Genomic DNA, 17,107 nt, shown 5'->3' on the forward strand with positions numbered 1-17,107 from the left:
TTCCGGTTAACCTTCGGAACAGCGGCGGAACGAATCGGCGACGAATCACCGACCTCACCCGGTTGGCCTTTTGTTCACCACTATATATGGATTTAGGACCGCCCCGGTGCCACTAGAAACGGCTGACGAAACGCACTGGATCGAGACGTGAGAGCGCACAAATTAACCTTCCCGGTCCAGCCGCGTTAATCGATGTTGATGCCGGACCCGTCAAACGCGATTTTCAGGGGCCCAGAAATCAGCTTGTGACCCGAACAAATTGCCAACGAAATCAGAGGCTTTTTACGGTTCCTGTTAACTTCCGGAACAGCGCTGGAACGAATCGGCGACGAATCAGCTTCAGGCAAAATTTCCCGGTTTGTTCCCCACAAGATCTTGTGCCGCGAGCCGCATCGCCACCTAAACTTCTGTGCGCAAGGGCCTGAAATGACAGGTTGACAGCCGGTTTCGTTAACCAGTTCGGCCCAAACAAGCCTCAACCGCGCTACAACCTTTACAGCACTTGCCGTAACGATGCCTCGATCTGTCCGCCGCACCAGGCGTCGCCAAAGGCCTCATCGCTCCAGACCCTGAGGCCGCTCTGGCACGGAAGCGCAGCGATCCTGTCCGATAGCCCGGTGATGACCGGCGCCTGACGCTCAAGCACGGGTCTGAGCGCCGGCAGCTTTGCGGTCATCGTGCCCCAAAGCGTCGACGTCACCAGATCGGCCATCCCGGGCGCATCGCCACCGAGCATGAACCCGGCGTCAGCCGTCACGCCGTGGCGCAACGCTGTCTCCTCGAAAACCGCCATCCAGCGATGCAGCCGCGGCTCGAACTCCGACCAGGCCGCAGCGGTCCACATCTGGGCGCCGTTGTACCGGGTCATCTCGTAGAGCACGTCATTGGCGTCACAGATCAGTTTGAGACACATCGCGCGTGCCCCCGGCTTGCCTCCCGTCAGTCCGTGCTTGTCACCGAGATAGGTCAGAATCGCTGGCATCTGGGAAATGTGGATATTGCCCTGGTGATCCGTAAGTACCGGCGGCCCCATATGCGCAATCAGCTGTTTGTTCGGGGGCGAGGATTTTTGGACAAGTGTGGCTTCGTATCCTGCCTCTTCCCAGGCACAGCCGATGTGCGCAAGCGCAGACCTGACGAACTGGCCACGGAACTGGATGGGCCAATAATACAGTGTGTAATCAGTCACTGCGGATATCTCCCTGCATCGCGCCTGCCCCGATGCCGTATCCTCGGCAGTAGATGCGGCCGGCCGGAACAATGATGCCCAAATGATAACGCCCGGCAGTTATCCGCCGGGCGTAGATCCTTCGGTTCAGCCACCGTGATCAGCTGAAATACTGACCACCATTGGCCGAGATCGTCGAGCCGGTGATGAAACCCGCATCTTCCGACGCAAGAAACACCACGCAGCGGGCAATTTCCTCAGGCTCCCCAAGGCGCCCGACCGGGATCTGCGGAATGATGCGCTCGTTGAGCACCTTCTCGTCGATCGCCTTGACCATGTCAGTGCCGATATAGCCCGGGCAGATCGCATTGACGGTGATGCCCGCACGCGCGCCTTCCTGCGCCAGCGCCTTGGTAAAGCCGATATCGCCGGCCTTTGCGGCTGAATAGTTGACCTGCCCCGCCTGGCCCTTCTGGCCGTTGATCGAGGAGATGTTGATGATGCGGCCGTATTTGCGTGTCCGCATGCCGCTCCACACCGGATTGGTCATGTTGAACAGGCCGGTGAGGTTGGTGTTGATCACCTCGCTCCACATCTGCGGCGTCATCTTGTGGAACATGCCATCGCGGGTAATGCCGGCATTGTTGACCAGCACATCCACCGGTCCAAGCTCTTCCTCCACCTGCTTGATCCCGGCTACGCAGACATCGTAATCGGCCACCGACCATTTGTAGGTCTTGATCCCGGTTTCATCGGTAAACTTCGCCGCCGCCTCGTCATTGCCCGCATAGTTGGCGGCGACCGTGTAGCCCGCCTCCTTCAACGCGATCGAGATCGCTGCACCGATCCCGCGGGATCCTCCCGTCACGATTGCTACCTTGCTCATGCTGCTCCTCCTCAAAGAACACTTTTCATACGTTGCCGTCCGTCTTGAGCAGACTAGATCAACCGGCGCGCTGATTCATCCGGGACCAGCGCGCCCTCTTCTCTTTTGTTGTCAGTCGCGCTCGACGCAGAGCGCCACGCCCATGCCACCGCCGATGCACAGCGTCGCAAGCCCCTTCTTGGCGTCGCGGCGGGCCATTTCGAACAGCAGCGTGTTGAGAATGCGTGCACCCGATGCGCCGACCGGGTGACCAATGGCAATCGCTCCGCCATTGACGTTGACGATCGACGGATCCCAGCCCATGTCCTTGTTGACCGCGCAGGCCTGTGCGGCAAATGCCTCGTTGGCTTCCACCAGGTCGAGATCACCGACGCTCCAGCCGGCCTTTTCCAGCGCCTTGCGCGAGGCCGGGATTGGACCGGTGCCCATGATCTGTGGATCGACGCCGGCAGTCGCCCAGGAGACAATCCGCGCCATCGGGGTAATGCCGCGCCTGGAAGCTTCGGCTTCGCTCATCAGCACGGTGGCGGCAGCCCCGTCATTGATCCCGGACGCGTTGGCGGCGGTCACCGTGCCTTCCTTGTCGAAGGCCGGGCGCAGTTTCGAGATGCCTTCGATGGTCACGCCGTGCTTGATGTATTCGTCTTCCTCGACCACCGTGTCGCCCTTGCGACCCTTGACGGTCACGGCTGCGATCTCGTCCTTGAACTTGCCGGCCTTCTGCGCCGCTTCCGCCTTGTTCTGCGAATTGACCGCAAAGGCGTCCTGCTCATCGCGCGAAAGTTGCCACTGCCTGGCGACGTTCTCCGCAGTGTTGCCCATCAGGTAGTTGTAAAAGGCGTCGGTTAGCGCATCGAGCATCATGGTGTCGACCATTCCGGCCGGTCCCATTTTCACGCCATTGCGCAGATGCATCGCATGCGGCGCCATCGACATGGATTCCTGGCCGCCGGCGACGATGATGTTCGCGTCGCCCGAAGTGATCTGCTGCATGCCGAGTGCGACGGCGCGCAGACCCGATCCGCAGAGCTGGTTCAGGCCCCAGGCCGTGGCTTCCTGTGGAATGCCGGCCTTCATTGCCGCCTGGCGCGCAGGGTTCTGGCCCTGGCCTGCCGACAGGATCTGGCCAAGAATGACTTCGTCAACCTCTTGCGGTGCAACACCGGCGCGCTCGAGCGCAGCCTTGATGGCGACCGCACCCAGATCATGGGCCGGAAGGGAGGACAGAGCACCGTTGAATGAGCCGACGGGAGTACGGGCAGCGCTGGCGATAACAATTGAGTTCATGATGGATTTCCCTGTCATGTTACGATGTGATGAGTTGCTGTGAACGTGACGGAGCTTGCTGTTCCTGTCAAATCCCGGAAGACGGAATTATCGGTGCAATCGGTTTAATCGGCCCCATAATCTGAGGATTTCGGCCCCTCTTCGCCGCAATGCACAAAGGATTTGTCTTTATCAGCGGTTTTCGCCTACAGTCTGCAACATCAAGGCGAGGCTGTGGTCGGGGGAGACCAATTGAGGAGAGTGAAGAATGGCGAAAAACAGCGGCACCATCACCATCAAGAAATACGCCAATCGCCGACTCTACAATACCGGCACCAGCACCTATGTGACGCTGGACGATCTGGCAGTCATGGTAAAGAAAGGTGAAGACTTTGTCGTTCTCGACGCCAAGAGCGGCGACGACATCACCCACTCGGTTCTCACCCAGATCATTTTCGAGCAGGAATCCAAGACCGGCAACACGCTTCTGCCGGTTTCCTTCCTGAGGCAACTGATCGCGATTTACGGCGACCAACTGCAGATGGTGGTTCCCAGCTACCTTGAGCACTCGATGGCGGCCTTGACCGGACAGCAGGAAGAGCTGCGCGCACAAATCACAAAATCCTTCGGCGACAACCCGGTTACACGCAACATGCAGCTGCCGATGCAGCTGGTGGAGGAGCAGGTCCGTCGCAACACCGAGATGTTTCAGAAGGCGATGCAGATGTTCTCGCCTTTTGCGCTGGGGCATTCCACCACGACGGAGGAAGCCCCCAGGAAGCAGGACAATTCCAAGGATATCGACGAGCTCAAGACCCAGTTGAAGCAGCTGCAGGACAAGATCAACTCGATCGACAGCTGAGCAGCCCGGCCTTCACCAGCCAGCCGCTGACTGCGCCGTAATCCCCGCACGCGCCGCGGACAGTAAAACTGTGTAACTGGTGTGAAAAGCTCTGTCTCGACACAAACGGCATGAATGCAGCCTGATTGTTTCCATTTTGGAAAAACAGCTTGCCGCGTGCAACCACGCTGAAGCCTGTGGTGCGGTGCGCGGTTGTGGGCCTATAAGGATCCGATACGTTTCTGATATCGACCTGAAAGGCACTCAGCATGACCGATCTAACCCTGTCCAAGGCTCTCAAGATCATCACCTCCGCGCTCGCGAAGGGCAAGGAACTCGGCCTAAAGCCCCTGGCGGTGGTCGTGCTCGATGCCGGTGGCCACGTCAAAGCCTTCCAGCGTCAGGATGGTGCATCGATGATGCGGTTCGAAATTGCCAGCGGCAAGGCCTATGGCGCGCTTGCCGTCGGCGTCGGATCCCGCTGGCTCAACGCCCAGGCCGAAAGCCGGCCGCATTTCCTCGAAGGCCTTTCGGCTGTTTCCGGCGGTAAGATCGTCCCAGTCCCCGGAGGCGTGCTGGTCAAGGACCGCAAGGGCGCCATCATCGGCGCTGTCGGCATCACTGGCGATACTTCCGACAATGACGAGCTTGCGGCAATTGCCGGAATCGAGGCTGCCGGCTTTACAGCGGACGCGGGCTGAACAGGCCTAATGCATGTCGCGTTCAAATGGATTGAACTGAACGATAACGTACATGCATCATTTTCAACGTGTTACAGCGACCTTGCTCATCCGATTGGATGCGCGGCGCTTTCGGCGCCTCTCTGATCGCGGGGTTCAGAGCCCGATCGACACATCCCGGCCAGCCGAGCGGATCGAGACCGAAAAACCGGCGATCACATCGACAAACGCGATCACCATCAGGATGAAGAACACCTGTGTCGCGGCATCGCGGACCAGCAGGAATTCCACCAGGAAGGCCACGAACACCAGCAACGAGAACATGTGATCGATCACCGACCAGGGACCGGTGCGGGTGGCTTTCAGAACTTCAATGAACAGCAGCACCAGCGACACCACGATCAGCAGGTCGCCGAGACTCATGGTCCATGTCGCCCCCGACATCATCGACAGCGATATGACCGTCAACCCGAGTCCGGAAACGCCACCGCCAAACAATCCGATCAGGACCAGATTGTAGGCAATCAGCGGGACGATCATCAGCGGCAGGGCGGCGAGCATGGCAAGTTCCTCGTGGATGGAAGGGGCAGCGCAGCCTTGCGGAACACGCACCGGCTGCGCTGTCTCTGGCGGAGCGACCGCCAGAGACCATGCGAAATCAATGCGCCAGGCGCAAGGCCTGCAAACGCTGTTTAGTCAGGCGATCCGGTTCCGCTCAATCTTCCGATGCATAGACAACAAGAAGATCTTTGGCGTCGATCTGGTCGCCGGCCTTGACCAGCACTTCCGCCACAACACCGTTGCGCTCGGCGTGAATCGCCGTTTCCATCTTCATTGCCTCGATAGACACCAGCACGTCGCCTGCGGTCACCTCCTGCCCCGCAGCCACCGCAACGGTCGAGACGACACCCGGCATCGGCGCGCCGACATGGGCTTCATTGCCTGCCTCTGCCTTGCGCCGCGCGGCTGATCCGGACGCGCCGTGGGCCCGGTCAGGCACCTTGACCCGCCGCGGCTGGCCGTTGAGCTCGAAGAACACGGTGACCATGCCCTTGTCGTCCGGTTCGCCCTGGGCCAGGTTCTGCACCACCAGCGTCTTGCCCTTTTCGATCTCGACGAACAGCTCGTCTCCCACCGGGATACCGTAGAAATAGGCCGGCGTCGGCAGCATCGACACCGGTCCATAGGTCTCGCTCGCCAGTGCGAAATCAGTAAACACCTTCGGATACATCAGGTAGGAGGCAAACTCGTTCTCGCTGACCTCGCGCTCGAGCTTGGTCTCGATCGCCTTGCGCTCGACGTCGAGATCCGCATCTGGAAGCAAGGAACCCGGGCGCGCCGTGTAGGCATCTTCGCCCTTGAGCACCTTCTTCTGCAAGGCTTTCGGCCAGCCGGCCGGCGGTTGTCCGAGGTCACCGCGCATCATCGACACCACCGAATCGGGGAACGAGACATCCTTGGCCGGATTTTCGACATCAGCGACGCTGAGGTCCTGGCTCACCATCATCAGCGCCATGTCGCCCACCACCTTCGAAGACGGCGTCACCTTGACGATGTCACCGAACATCTCATTGGCGTCGGCATAGGCCTGCGCCACCTCGTGCCAGCGGGTCTCGAGCCCCAGCGAGCGCGCCTGTTCCTTAAGATTGGTGAACTGACCGCCCGGCATCTCGTGCAGATAGACTTCCGAGGCCGGCCCCTTGAGGTCACTCTCGAACGCCGCATACTGGTTGCGCACGGCTTCCCAGTAGAACGAGATCCGCCGGATCCACTCGGTATCGAGACCCGGATCGCGCTCATGGCCCTTCAGGGCTTCGACTATCGAACCAAGGCACGGCTGCGAGGTGTTGCCCGACAGCGCATCCATCGCCGCATCGACAGCGTCGACACCGCTGTCGACCGCAGCCAGCACCGTCGCCGCCGAAATGCCCGAAGTGTCATGGGTGTGGAAATGAATCGGCAGGTCGGTGGCCTCGCGCAGCGCCGTAAACAGCTGTCTTGCCGCTGCCGGTTTCAGCAAGCCGGCCATATCCTTGACCGCGATGATGTGGGCGCCGCCCTTTTCCAGTTCAGCGGCAAGGCCGGTGTAGTATTTCAGGTCATATTTCGGCCGTGCGGAATTGAGGATATCGCCGGTGTAGCAGATCGTCGCTTCACACAGCTTGTTTTCCTCGCCCACCGCATCCATCGAGACACGCATGTTTTCGACCCAGTTGAGGCAGTCGAACACACGGAACAGATCGACACCGCCCTGTGCTGCCTGGCGGACAAAATGTTTGACCACATTGTCGGGATAGTTCTTGTAGCCAACGCCGTTGGCGCCGCGCAGCAACATCTGCAGCAAGAGGTTCGGCGCCCCTTCCCGCACCCTTTCGAGCCGCTCCCACGGGTCTTCGGTCAGGAACCGCATGGAGACATCAAAGGTTGCCCCGCCCCAGCATTCCAGCGACAGCAGGTCCGGCAGGGCTCGTGCATAGGTCCCCGCAATGGCGGCAATATCATAGGTCCGCATCCGCGTCGCGAGCAGCGACTGGTGGCCGTCACGCATGGTCGTGTCGGTCATCAACACGCGCTTCTGCTCGCGCATCCAGCTCCCGAATTTTGTCGGCCCCAGCTCTTCGAGCAGCTGCCGTGTGCCTGGCTTCACATCGCCTTCGACATGCGGAACCCGGGGCGGGGCGGCGTCAGCCAGCGGCAACGGGCGGCCCTTTGTCTCCGGGTGGCCGTTCACCGTCACATCGGCGAGATAGGTCAGCAGCTTGGTCGCACGGTCCTGTCGCTTGACCTGTTCGAACAGCTCGGGCGTGCTGTCGATAAAGCGCGTTGTGTAGGTGTTGTTGCGGAATTCGGGGTGACCAATGATCGCCTCGAGAAATGTCAGGTTGGTGGCGACACCTCGGATACGGAATTCCCGCAGCGCCCGGTCCATCCGGTGGATTGTCTCTTCCGGTGTTGGCGCCCAGGCGGTCACCTTCTCGAGCAGCGGATCATAGAACCGGGTGATCACCGCGCCCGAATAGGCCGTGCCGCCATCGAGCCTTATGCCAAAACCGGTCGCACCGCGATAGGCGGTGATGCGACCGTAATCCGGAATGAAATTCTGCTCCGGATCCTCGGTGGTGATGCGGCACTGCAACGCATGTCCGTTGAGCCGGATCTCGGACTGCGGCGGCACGCCCGACTCCGGCGTGCCTATGACCTCGCCTTCCAGAATGCGGATCTGCGCCTTGACGATATCGATGCCAGTGACTTCCTCGGTCACAGTGTGCTCGACCTGGATACGCGGATTGACCTCGATGAAGTAAAACGCGCCGGTATCGATATCCATCAGATACTCGATCGTGCCGGCACCGACATAGCCGGTCGCGTTGGCGATCTTGAGCGAGTAATCCGCCAGTTGTTGACGCTGTTCTTCGCTCAGATAGGGGGCTGGCGCGCGTTCCACGACCTTTTGGTTGCGGCGCTGCACCGAGCAGTCGCGCTCAAAAAGATGCACAGCATTGCCATGGGTGTCACCCAGGATCTGGCTTTCGACATGGCGCGCCCTCTCGACCAGCTTCTCGAGATAGACCTCATCCTTGCCGAATGCTGCCTTGGCTTCGCGCTTGGCTTCCGTTACTTCGCGGGCCAGGTCCTTCGGGTCGCGGATTGCGCGCATGCCGCGCCCCCCACCTCCCCAGGAAGCCTTGAGCATGATTGGATAGCCGATCCCGTCGGCCATCCGGGCCACTTCATCCATGTCGTCGGGCAGCGGATCAGTCGCCGGCACCACCGGGACACCGATTTCGATGGCCAGGTTGCGCGCCGCCACCTTGTTGCCCAGCCGCCGCATGGTTTCCGGCTTCGGACCGATGAATATGATGCCGTTCTCGGCGCAGGCATCGGCAAATTCCGGGCTTTCCGACAGCAAACCGTAGCCTGGGTGAATGGCGTCCGCGCCTGACAGCTTGGCGACCCGGATCACTTCCTCGATCGACAGATAGCTTTCGATCGGGCCCAGATCGCGAGCCAGATGCGGCCCGCGTCCGACCTGATAGGATTCGTCAGCCTTGAACCGGTGCAATGCAAGCTTGTCTTCCTCGGCCCAGATTGCGACGGTCTTCATGCCCAGCTCGTTGGCTGCGCGAAACACGCGAATTGCAATTTCCGAACGGTTGGCAACAAGGATTTTGGAAATCGGCACTGGCAGGCTCCCGGTTTGAGCGAAGAAGACAGGACAAGAAAATGTCCTGTCTTCACTCATTAGCGCCTGTTTTGTTGCAGTGCAAATTAGGAAATGAGGCCAAGCCGGAAAGCGATTGCCACCACATGATGGCGGTTTTTCGCATTCAGTTTGTCCTGGATGCCGTTCATGTACCAGTCGACGGTATGCGCCGAGAGCCCGAGCGTGGCTCCCATCTCGTTCGAGGTCATGCCGTATCCCAGATATTCCAGTGTTTCCATTTCGCGGCGGGTCAACGCCACCGAAACCGGGCGGCTCAGGCGCTCGTGCGCGTCCGGATCAAGGGCTTCGAGCAGCTCCCAGAAAGCCTTCTTGGACAGCGCATCCATCATCGCCATCTGCGAAGGAGAAAGCTCGACCGGGCGGCCGGCGACCGTCAACACTCCGACGAGCCCGCGACGCCCGTGGACGGGAAACACATAGCCGTCCTCAAGCCCGAATCGCCGCGCATCAACCATCATCCGTTCCATGCGCTTGTAGTGCGAATCCTCCTGGAAAGCCTCCATCGCGTCGCGCCAGCGGTAGCCGCGCTGGCTGTGACCGAGATAGCGAACAATGGGGTCTACGGCCGCATATTTGCGTTTGACATACAGTTCGGGCCAGCCCTTCGGCCATTTCCCTTCAAGCATGATATCCCATGCCTGGCTCTCGGGTCCGGGCTGCCTGACAAGTGTGAAATAGTCAAACCCGAGCTCGTTGATGACATTGCTGATTCGGTTGCGGATGCTCTCTGCGCCTTCCTCTTCGTTTCTCTTCGTTTCAAGAAACTGCAGAACGGCGTTCATCATCGTGGTTCCCTCCAAAAGATCTAATTCAGCATTCGAAATCAAAAAAGTATTGAGCAGCAAAAACAGGTTCACCTTGATATTGTAATCCTAAATCTTGCAGTTGCGCCACATTTTCTTTGCAATCCTCCCACGAGAGAAACTCGCACAGCAAAAAGCCGGCCCGCACAAGTGGTGTGGGCCGGCTTGACTTGAGTGACCAAAGCGGTTCCGGGATCTAGATGCAGGCTTCGAACAGCTCCTTGGTGTTTTCGCTCGTCAGCGTAACCGGGTTACCGCCGGCACTCGGGTCTTCCAGTGCCATCGCGGTCATCTCGTCAATACGGTCGCGACCGACGCCCAGTTCGGCCAGTTTGTCGGGCACACCGAGGTCGGCCCTGAGCTTCATCACGTAATCGTAAAACCCGTCAAAACCGCCGTCGATTCCCATATAGGATGCCGCGCGGGCGATACGGTCCTCGATCGCCGGGCGGTTCATCTTGAGAACCGGGGGCATCACCACCGCATTGGTCATGCCGTGGTGGGTGTTGTAGACAGCGCCGATTGGATGCGACAGCGCATGAATGGCGCCGAGGCCTTTCTGAAACGCGACCGCACCCATGGCAGCGGCGCTCATCATTTCCGCGCGGGCATCGAGATTCGAGCCGTCGGCAATGACGAGTGGCAGGTTTTCCTTGACCAGCCGCATGCCTTCGAGCGCGATGCCCTGGCTCATCGGGTGATAGAAGGGCGAGGAATAGGCTTCCAGGCAATGCGCGAACGCATCCATGCCGGTGCCCACCGTGATGATCTTCGGCATGCCGACCGTCAGTTCCGGGTCGCAGATTGTGACCGCCGGAAGCAGCTTCGGGTGGAAGATGATCTTCTTGACATGGGTAACCGAGTTGGTCAGCACGCCGGCCCGGCCGACCTCGGATCCCGTCCCGGCTGTTGTCGGCACGGCAATGATCGGAGCAATGGCGCTGGCGTCGGCCCGGGTCCACCAGTCACCGATATCCTCGAAGTCCCACACCGGACGGGCCTGCCCGGCTTGGAACGCGATCAGCTTGCCGAGATCGAGGCCCGAGCCGCCGCCGAAAGCGATCACGCCGTCATGGCCGCCGCTCTTGAACATGGCGACGCCGGCTTCCAGGTTCTTCTCGTTCGGATTGGGATCGACTTCCGAGAACATCGCACGGCCCAGACCGGCAGCTTCAAGCAGTTCAAGCGCATTGATCGTGATCGGCAGCGAAGCGAGCCCGCGGTCTGTCACCAGCAGCGGCCTCTTCATGCCCGCCGCAGCGCAGGCTTCGGCAAGTTCGGAAATGCGACCGGCACCGAAACGGATTGCGGTGGGATAGGACCAGTTGGCGCGGGGGCTCATGCGGATTTCTTTCTCAGATGGTAGGATTTGGGACGGGTGAGATTGTGGAAGCCGATTTCCGACAGCGAGCCGCCGCGGCCGGTGGCCTTGCAGCCGGTCCAGCACAGCGCCGGGTCGAGATAGTCGGCCCGGTTCATGAACACGGTGCCGGTCTCGATCTCGTCGCCGATGCGCGCGGCGCGCCCTGCATCATTGGTCCACAGCGAGGCGGTGAGGCCGAACTGGCAATCATTCATCAGCGCCAGCGCCTGCTCATCACTGTCGACCGGCATGATGCCGACAACCGGACCGAAACTCTCGTCGCGCATCACCCGCATGTCGTGGGTCACATCGACCAGCACCTGCGGCATCAGATAGGCACCGCCGTCATCGGCCGGATAGTCTTTCGGATCGATCAGGCCACGTGCGCCCTGGGCAATCGCCTCTTCGGTCTGGGTACGGACTTCCTTGGCAAACCGTACATTCGCCATAGGCCCGATGGTGGTTTCGGGATCGAGTGGATTGCCGAGCTTGAGACCGGAAGAGACCCAGGCCGCCGCCTTCTCGACGAAGGCATCGTAAAGCGGGCGCGCGATGTAGAGCCGCTCGATGCCGCAGCAGCACTGGCCGGCATTGAACATGGCCCCATCCATCAGCGTGTCGACGGCCCAGTCGAGATCGGCGTCCTCCATCACATAACCGGGGTCCTTGCCGCCGAGCTCCAGCCCGAGACCGGTGAAGGTCCCGGCAGCAGCCCGCTCGATCGCCTTGCCGCCGCCCACCGAACCGGTAAAGTTGATGAAGTCGAAGCTTCCCGAGGAAATCAGTTTTTCGGTGCCCGGGTGATCCAGGAACAGGTTGATGAACACGTCCTCCGGCAGCCCGGCCTCGGTGAAGGCACGAACCATGCGCTCACCGACCAGCAGCGTCTGCGTCGCGTGTTTGAGCACCACGGTGTTGCCGGCGATCAGCGCGGGAACAACCGTGTTGATCGCAGTCATGTAGGGATAGTTCCACGGCGCCACCACAAACACCACGCCGTGCGGGGCGCGTTCGATTCGGCGCTCGAACTGCGCCGAGTTCTCGATCTCGATCGGCGCCAGTGCCCGCTGGGCGATTTCGGCCATGTAGTTGCTGCGCTCGTTGACGCCGCCGAACTCGCCGCCATAGCGGACCGGACGGCCCATCATCCAGGCCAGTTCCGGCACCACTTCGTCACTCATCTCGTTGAGCCGGGCAACGCCTGCGCGGACCAGCTTGATGCGCTCTTCCAGCGGCCGCCGGGCCCAGCCCTTCTGCGCCTTGCGCGACCGGGCGACAGCCGCTGCGGCGTCATCGACGCCCATGACCGGGCGTTCGGCGTAGACCGACCCGTCAACCGGCGATATCAGTTTCAAACTGCTCATTGCTTGGTCTCCATCTGGCGGCCCGCAAGTGTCCTGCAGCGCCGGCCGTCACTCCTATTGATGTCGTCTCCCGTCAGGCGCGCTCGAACCCGCGGGCTATTTCCCAGTCGGTCACGGCCTTGTCGAATTCTTCCTGTTCCCATTCGGCGCAGCGGACATAGTGATCGATGACAGCGTCACCCATCGCTTCACGCAGCATCTTGGACTTGCGCAGGGTCTCGGTCGAGGCCCTTAGCGTCGAGGGAATGTGCTTGGCACTCTCGCTCTCGTAGATGTCGCCGGTGGTCGGCGGCGCCAGTTCGAGCTTGTCCTCGATGCCCTTGATGCCGGCAGCCAGCAGGGCCGCCTGTGCGAGATAGGGGTTCATGTCCGAGCCACCGATGCGGCACTCGACGCGAACCGCCTTGGTGCCTTCGCCGCAGAGACGGAAGCCGGCAGTGCGGTTGTCGACCGACCAGACCGTACGGGTGGGTGCGAAGCTGCCCTTCATGAAGCGCTTGTAGCTGTTGACATAGGGCGCCATGAACCAGGTGTAATCCGACGCATAGGTGATCAGCCCGGCCATGAAATGCCGCATCAGCTGCGACATTCCGTGCTCGCCGTTTTCATCGCGGAACGCCGGGGTCTTGCCCTGCCACAGCGACATGTGCACATGCGACGAGGAGCCGACCTTCTTCGGGTTCCATTTCGGCAGGAACGTCACCGAACGGCCATGCGCCCAGGCGATCTCCTTGACCGCATGCTTGGCAATGGTGTGATGGTCGGCACAATCAAGCGCTTCCGCATAGCGGATGTTGAGCTCTTCCTGGCCGGTTTCGGCCTCGCCCTTCGAATTCTCGACCGGAATGCCGGCCGCAAAGAGGTGGTTGCGCACCGGGCGCATGATGCCCTCTTCCTTGGTCGTCTGCAGGATATGGTAATCCTCGTTATAGGCGCTGATTGGCGTCAGCTCGCGGTAGCCTGACCGGGCCAGATCACGGAAGCTCTGCTCGAACAGGAAGAATTCCAGCTCGGTGGCCATCATCGCGTCGTAACCGAGCGCCTTCAGCCGGGCGATCTGGGTTTTCAGGATCTGGCGCGGCGACTGCGGCACCGGCTCGTGACTGTTATGGTCGAGCAGGTCACACAGCACCATCGCCGTACCTTCGAGCCAGGGCACGCGGCGCAGCGTCGACAGATCCGGCTTCATCACGTAGTCGCCGTAGCCCGCCCGCCAGCTGGTGGTGGCATAGCCATCCGGCGTCGCCATTTCGAGGTCGGTTGCCAGCATGTAGTTGCAGCAATGGGTTTCCTCATGGCTCGAATCGATGAAGTTCTGAACATGGAACCGCTTGCCCATCAACCGGCCCTGCATGTCGACGCAGCACACCAGAATGGTGTCGATGTCGCCCGACTTGGCAGCTGATTTCAACGCGTCGAAGGAAAGGTTACCGGCCATGTGTTCTGATCCTGATGTGATGCCCCGGGGGGCCTGGATTTCGTCAGGCGCTGTAGCGCCAATTCGCCCCCCGGCGCAAGCCGGGAGGCGGCAGTCTCAAGCGGTTGCGGCTCAGCTTTCGCCGTAGGGGAAGCCGGCCGCGTTGATCACCTTGTTGTACTCCTTGAAGATCGAGATGACCTTGGCCTTGGTTTCGCTTTCCGCGGCCACTTCATCCCAGAACTTCACCGCAGCGTCCTCGACCTGCTTCCAGTCCGATGCCGGAACCGACCGCAGCTTGAGCTTGTCGCCGGTGGCACGGAGCTTGGCTTCGCCGCCCCAGTACCACTGGTTGCGATAGGTGTGGGTTGCTTCCATGCAGGAGATATAGAGCTGCTTTAGATGCTCCGGCAGCGCGTTCCACTTTTCCTCATTGGCAAACCAGGAACCGATCCAGGCGCCCGAGATGTTGTTGGTCAGGAAGTAGTCGGTCACATCGGCCCAGCCCACGGTGTAGTCTTCGGTAATTCCCGACCACGACATGCCGTCGAGCTCGCCGGTCTGCACCGCAACTTCGGCATCTTCGTAAGGAATCGACACCGGAACCACGCCGAACTGTGTCAGGAAGCGACCAGCGGTCGGGAAGGTGTAGAGCTTCAGGCCGTCGAGATCGGCGACGCTGGTGATTTCCTTCTTGGTGTTGAAGTTGCACGGATCCTGACCCGCTGCCGAGAGCCAGACAACGCCGGTGCCGGAATAGGCGTCGCGCCAGATGTCGGCCAGGCCGTATTGCTGGAACAGCACCGGCACATCGAGGATCGAGCGGGTGGCAAACGGGAAGTAGCCCCCGAACAGACCCACCTCGACCGGAGAAGCCATCGAATCATCGTCGGAATGCACCGCATCGATTGTGCCCGCCTGCATGGCGCGGAACAACTCGCCGGTGGGAACGATCTGGTCGGCAAAGAACAGCTCGATCACCATTTCGCCATTGGCTGCCTTGTTGAAGGCATCGACGAAAGGCTGGGTCACATACTGGCCGAGCGTGGCTCCCGCATAGGTCTGCATGCGCCAGCGGATCGGTTCCTGCGCGATGGCCGCCGGAGCTGCCAGGGTCGTCCCTGCTGCTGCACCGGCTGCAACACCACCGGCCTTGGTGAGAAATTGACGCCTCTTGAGATTGCTCATGCTGTTCTCCTTTTTGGTTTCGTCTTCTTCGTATCTGCTCACGTCAGCCCCGGAGTTTGCCGCGGAATTGCTCCGGCAGCCACAATGCGATTTCCGGGAACATCATCACGATCACCAATGTGAGCAACATGACCGCGACGAAAGGAATGACGGACTGATATATGTGACGCAGCTTGATTTCCGGCGGGGCCATGGCCCGCATCAGGAATAGATTGTAGCCGAACGGCGGCGTCATGTAGGCGATCTGGCAGGTGATCGTATAGAGAATACCGTACCAGACCAGATCAAAGCCGAGGATCTTGACCAGCGGCACATAGAGCGGCGCGACGATCACCAGCATCGCCGTGTCATCGAGAAATGTGCCCATCAGCAGGAAGCTGAGTTGCATCAGGATCAGCACATGCCATGGATCGAGACCGAGCTGTCCGAGGAAGAAATTCTCGATCGCCCGCACCGCGCCCAACCCGTCGAACACTGCGCCAAAGCACAGCGCAGCCAGGATGATCCACATGAACATGCAGGAGATGCCAAGCGTCTTGCGCATGACATTTTCCATCACTTCGCGGTTCAGCCGGCCCTTGATGAAGGCCGCCGCCATCGAAGCCAGCGCGCCGACGGCGGAACTTTCCACCAGGCTGGTGTAGCCCATCAGGAACAGCCCGTTCATCAGGAAGAAGATCATGAATGGCAGGAACCCGGCGCGCAGCAGGCCGATCCGCTCTTTCCAGCTGATCGCGTCGCGCTCGTCCTTGGGCAGCGGCGGGCCGAGATGCGGCTGCAGCTGGCAGCGCACGAAAATGTAGAGAATGAACAGCCCGGCCATCAACAGGCCCGGAAACACGCCCGCAAGCCACAACTGGCTCACCGGCTGCCGGGCAATCATGCCGTATAGCACCAGCACCACCGAGGGCGGGATCAGGATCCCTAGCGACGAGCCGCCTTGGATCACCCCGGTGATCATTATCTTGTCGTAATTGCGCCGAAGCAGTTCCGGCAGCGCGATTGTGGCGCCGATCGCCATTCCCGCCACCGACAGCCCGTTCATGGCCGAGATCACCACCATCAGGAAGATCGTGCCGATCGCCAGCCCTCCCGGCACGGGGCCGAACCAGACATGGAACATGCGGTAAAGGTCGTCGGCGATCCGGCTTTCCGACAGCATGTAGCCCATGAAGATGAACATCGGCAGCGTCAGCAGCGGATACCATTTCATCAGCTTGATCGACTGCGCGAATGCGATCTCGACGCCACCGGTGCCCCACAAAGGAAGCGCTGCGATCACCGCAACCGCGCCAATGACGCCGAACACCCGCTGTCCGGTCAAAAGCAGCATCATCATCGCGGCGAACATGAAAAGGGCGATAAGTTCGTAGCTCACAGGCCAGCCTCGCTTGGATGGTTGACGCTGACGCCACGCAGAAAAAGTATGTCCCGGAACAGTTCGGCCGTGGCCTGCAACAGCATCAGCAGGACCCCGATGACTGCGACGAGCTTGACCGGCCACATGTAAGGCCGCCACACCGAATGCGCCCGCTCGCCCCACTCGATGGCATAGGTGGTGCTCGAAATGCCGCCATAGAGCAGCACGCAGAGATAGAAGATCAGAAACAGCACGGTGACCGAATCCACCGCCGCCTTGCGCCGCGGCGACCAGGAACCGTAGATCAGATCCATCCGCACATGGTCCCCCATCTGCATCGAATAGGCGCCGCCGAGAAGGTAGTAGCCGACCATGATGAACTGCGCGAACTCGAGCGTCCACAAGGCCGGAGTCCCGGCGTATTTGGACACCGAAGACCAGAACAGCACCCCCATCAGCGCGAAGATAAGATACATCACAAAACGTCCGACGCGCCGGTTGAAGGCGTCGACCCTGCGGATGTAGCTTTCAAGGAACCTCATGCCG

General features: G+C 60.6%; 14 protein-coding genes. 2 read left to right on the top strand and 12 right to left on the bottom strand.

The window, feature by feature from the left end:
* Positions 1-493: 493 nt before the first annotated feature.
* The 3 genes from CRO46_RS07930 to CRO46_RS07940 form a co-directional block, all read right to left on the bottom strand.
* Positions 494-1,189, bottom strand: a complete 696-nt coding sequence (locus CRO46_RS07930; RefSeq protein WP_097106782.1) for a glutathione S-transferase — start codon at positions 1,187-1,189, stop codon at positions 494-496.
* Positions 1,190-1,328: 139 nt separating this feature from the next.
* Positions 1,329-2,054 (bottom strand): acetoacetyl-CoA reductase, encoded by a 726-nt coding sequence (gene phbB / locus CRO46_RS07935; RefSeq protein ID WP_097106783.1) that lies wholly within the window; start codon positions 2,052-2,054, stop codon positions 1,329-1,331.
* A gap of 111 nt (positions 2,055-2,165) precedes the next feature.
* Positions 2,166-3,341: an acetyl-CoA C-acetyltransferase gene (locus CRO46_RS07940; protein ID WP_097106785.1), complete on the bottom strand. Its 1,176-nt coding sequence runs from the start codon at positions 3,339-3,341 to the stop codon at positions 2,166-2,168.
* Between the two features lie 247 nt (positions 3,342-3,588).
* Between CRO46_RS07940 and phaR the strand changes: the two genes are divergently transcribed.
* Both phaR and CRO46_RS07950 read left to right on the top strand, forming a co-directional pair.
* The gene (gene phaR, locus CRO46_RS07945; protein ID WP_097106787.1) at positions 3,589-4,182 is read left to right on the top strand and encodes a polyhydroxyalkanoate synthesis repressor PhaR; all 594 of its coding nucleotides are present in this window, start codon (positions 3,589-3,591) and stop codon (positions 4,180-4,182) included.
* A gap of 248 nt (positions 4,183-4,430) precedes the next feature.
* A complete protein-coding gene (locus tag CRO46_RS07950) occupies positions 4,431-4,862 on the top strand; it encodes a GlcG/HbpS family heme-binding protein (RefSeq protein WP_097106789.1) in 432 nt (143 codons plus the stop codon).
* A gap of 135 nt (positions 4,863-4,997) precedes the next feature.
* Here CRO46_RS07950 and CRO46_RS07955 read toward each other — a convergent pair whose 3' ends face one another.
* The 9 genes from CRO46_RS07955 to CRO46_RS07995 all read right to left on the bottom strand — a co-directional run bounded on the left by CRO46_RS07955 (position 4,998) and on the right by CRO46_RS07995 (position 17,103).
* Positions 4,998-5,402 (bottom strand): hypothetical protein, encoded by a 405-nt coding sequence (locus CRO46_RS07955; protein ID WP_097106791.1) that lies wholly within the window; start codon positions 5,400-5,402, stop codon positions 4,998-5,000.
* 154 nt (positions 5,403-5,556) lie between these two features.
* On the bottom strand, positions 5,557-9,024 hold the full coding sequence (gene pyc, locus CRO46_RS07960; protein ID WP_097106793.1) for a pyruvate carboxylase: 3,468 nt from the start codon (positions 9,022-9,024) through the stop codon (positions 5,557-5,559).
* Positions 9,025-9,110: 86 nt separating this feature from the next.
* The gene (locus CRO46_RS07965) at positions 9,111-9,851 is read right to left on the bottom strand and encodes a helix-turn-helix transcriptional regulator (protein WP_097107628.1); all 741 of its coding nucleotides are present in this window, start codon (positions 9,849-9,851) and stop codon (positions 9,111-9,113) included.
* Positions 9,852-10,065: 214 nt separating this feature from the next.
* Complete coding sequence (locus CRO46_RS07970; protein WP_097106795.1) at positions 10,066-11,211, bottom strand: iron-containing alcohol dehydrogenase; 1,146 nt, start codon at positions 11,209-11,211, stop codon at positions 10,066-10,068.
* A complete protein-coding gene (locus tag CRO46_RS07975) occupies positions 11,208-12,596 on the bottom strand; it encodes an aldehyde dehydrogenase family protein (RefSeq protein ID WP_097106797.1) in 1,389 nt (462 codons plus the stop codon). Before CRO46_RS07975 ends, CRO46_RS07970 begins: the two co-directional genes overlap by 4 nt.
* Positions 12,597-12,669: 73 nt before the next feature.
* Positions 12,670-14,034, bottom strand: a complete 1,365-nt coding sequence (locus tag CRO46_RS07980) for a glutamine synthetase family protein (protein ID WP_097106799.1) — start codon at positions 14,032-14,034, stop codon at positions 12,670-12,672.
* A gap of 111 nt (positions 14,035-14,145) precedes the next feature.
* Positions 14,146-15,201, bottom strand: a complete 1,056-nt coding sequence (locus CRO46_RS07985; RefSeq protein ID WP_179758991.1) for a TRAP transporter substrate-binding protein — start codon at positions 15,199-15,201, stop codon at positions 14,146-14,148.
* Between the two features lie 43 nt (positions 15,202-15,244).
* Entirely contained in the window at positions 15,245-16,579 is a 1,335-nt protein-coding gene (locus CRO46_RS07990; protein WP_097106801.1) for a TRAP transporter large permease, read from the bottom strand.
* Positions 16,576-17,103 (bottom strand): TRAP transporter small permease subunit, encoded by a 528-nt coding sequence (locus tag CRO46_RS07995; protein WP_097106802.1) that lies wholly within the window; start codon positions 17,101-17,103, stop codon positions 16,576-16,578. Before CRO46_RS07995 ends, CRO46_RS07990 begins: the two co-directional genes overlap by 4 nt.
* Positions 17,104-17,107: the final 4 nt, after the last annotated feature.

The organism is Parahoeflea halophila (assembly GCF_900220985.1).
Taxonomy (GTDB): Bacteria; Pseudomonadota; Alphaproteobacteria; order Rhizobiales; family Rhizobiaceae; genus Hoeflea; species Hoeflea halophila.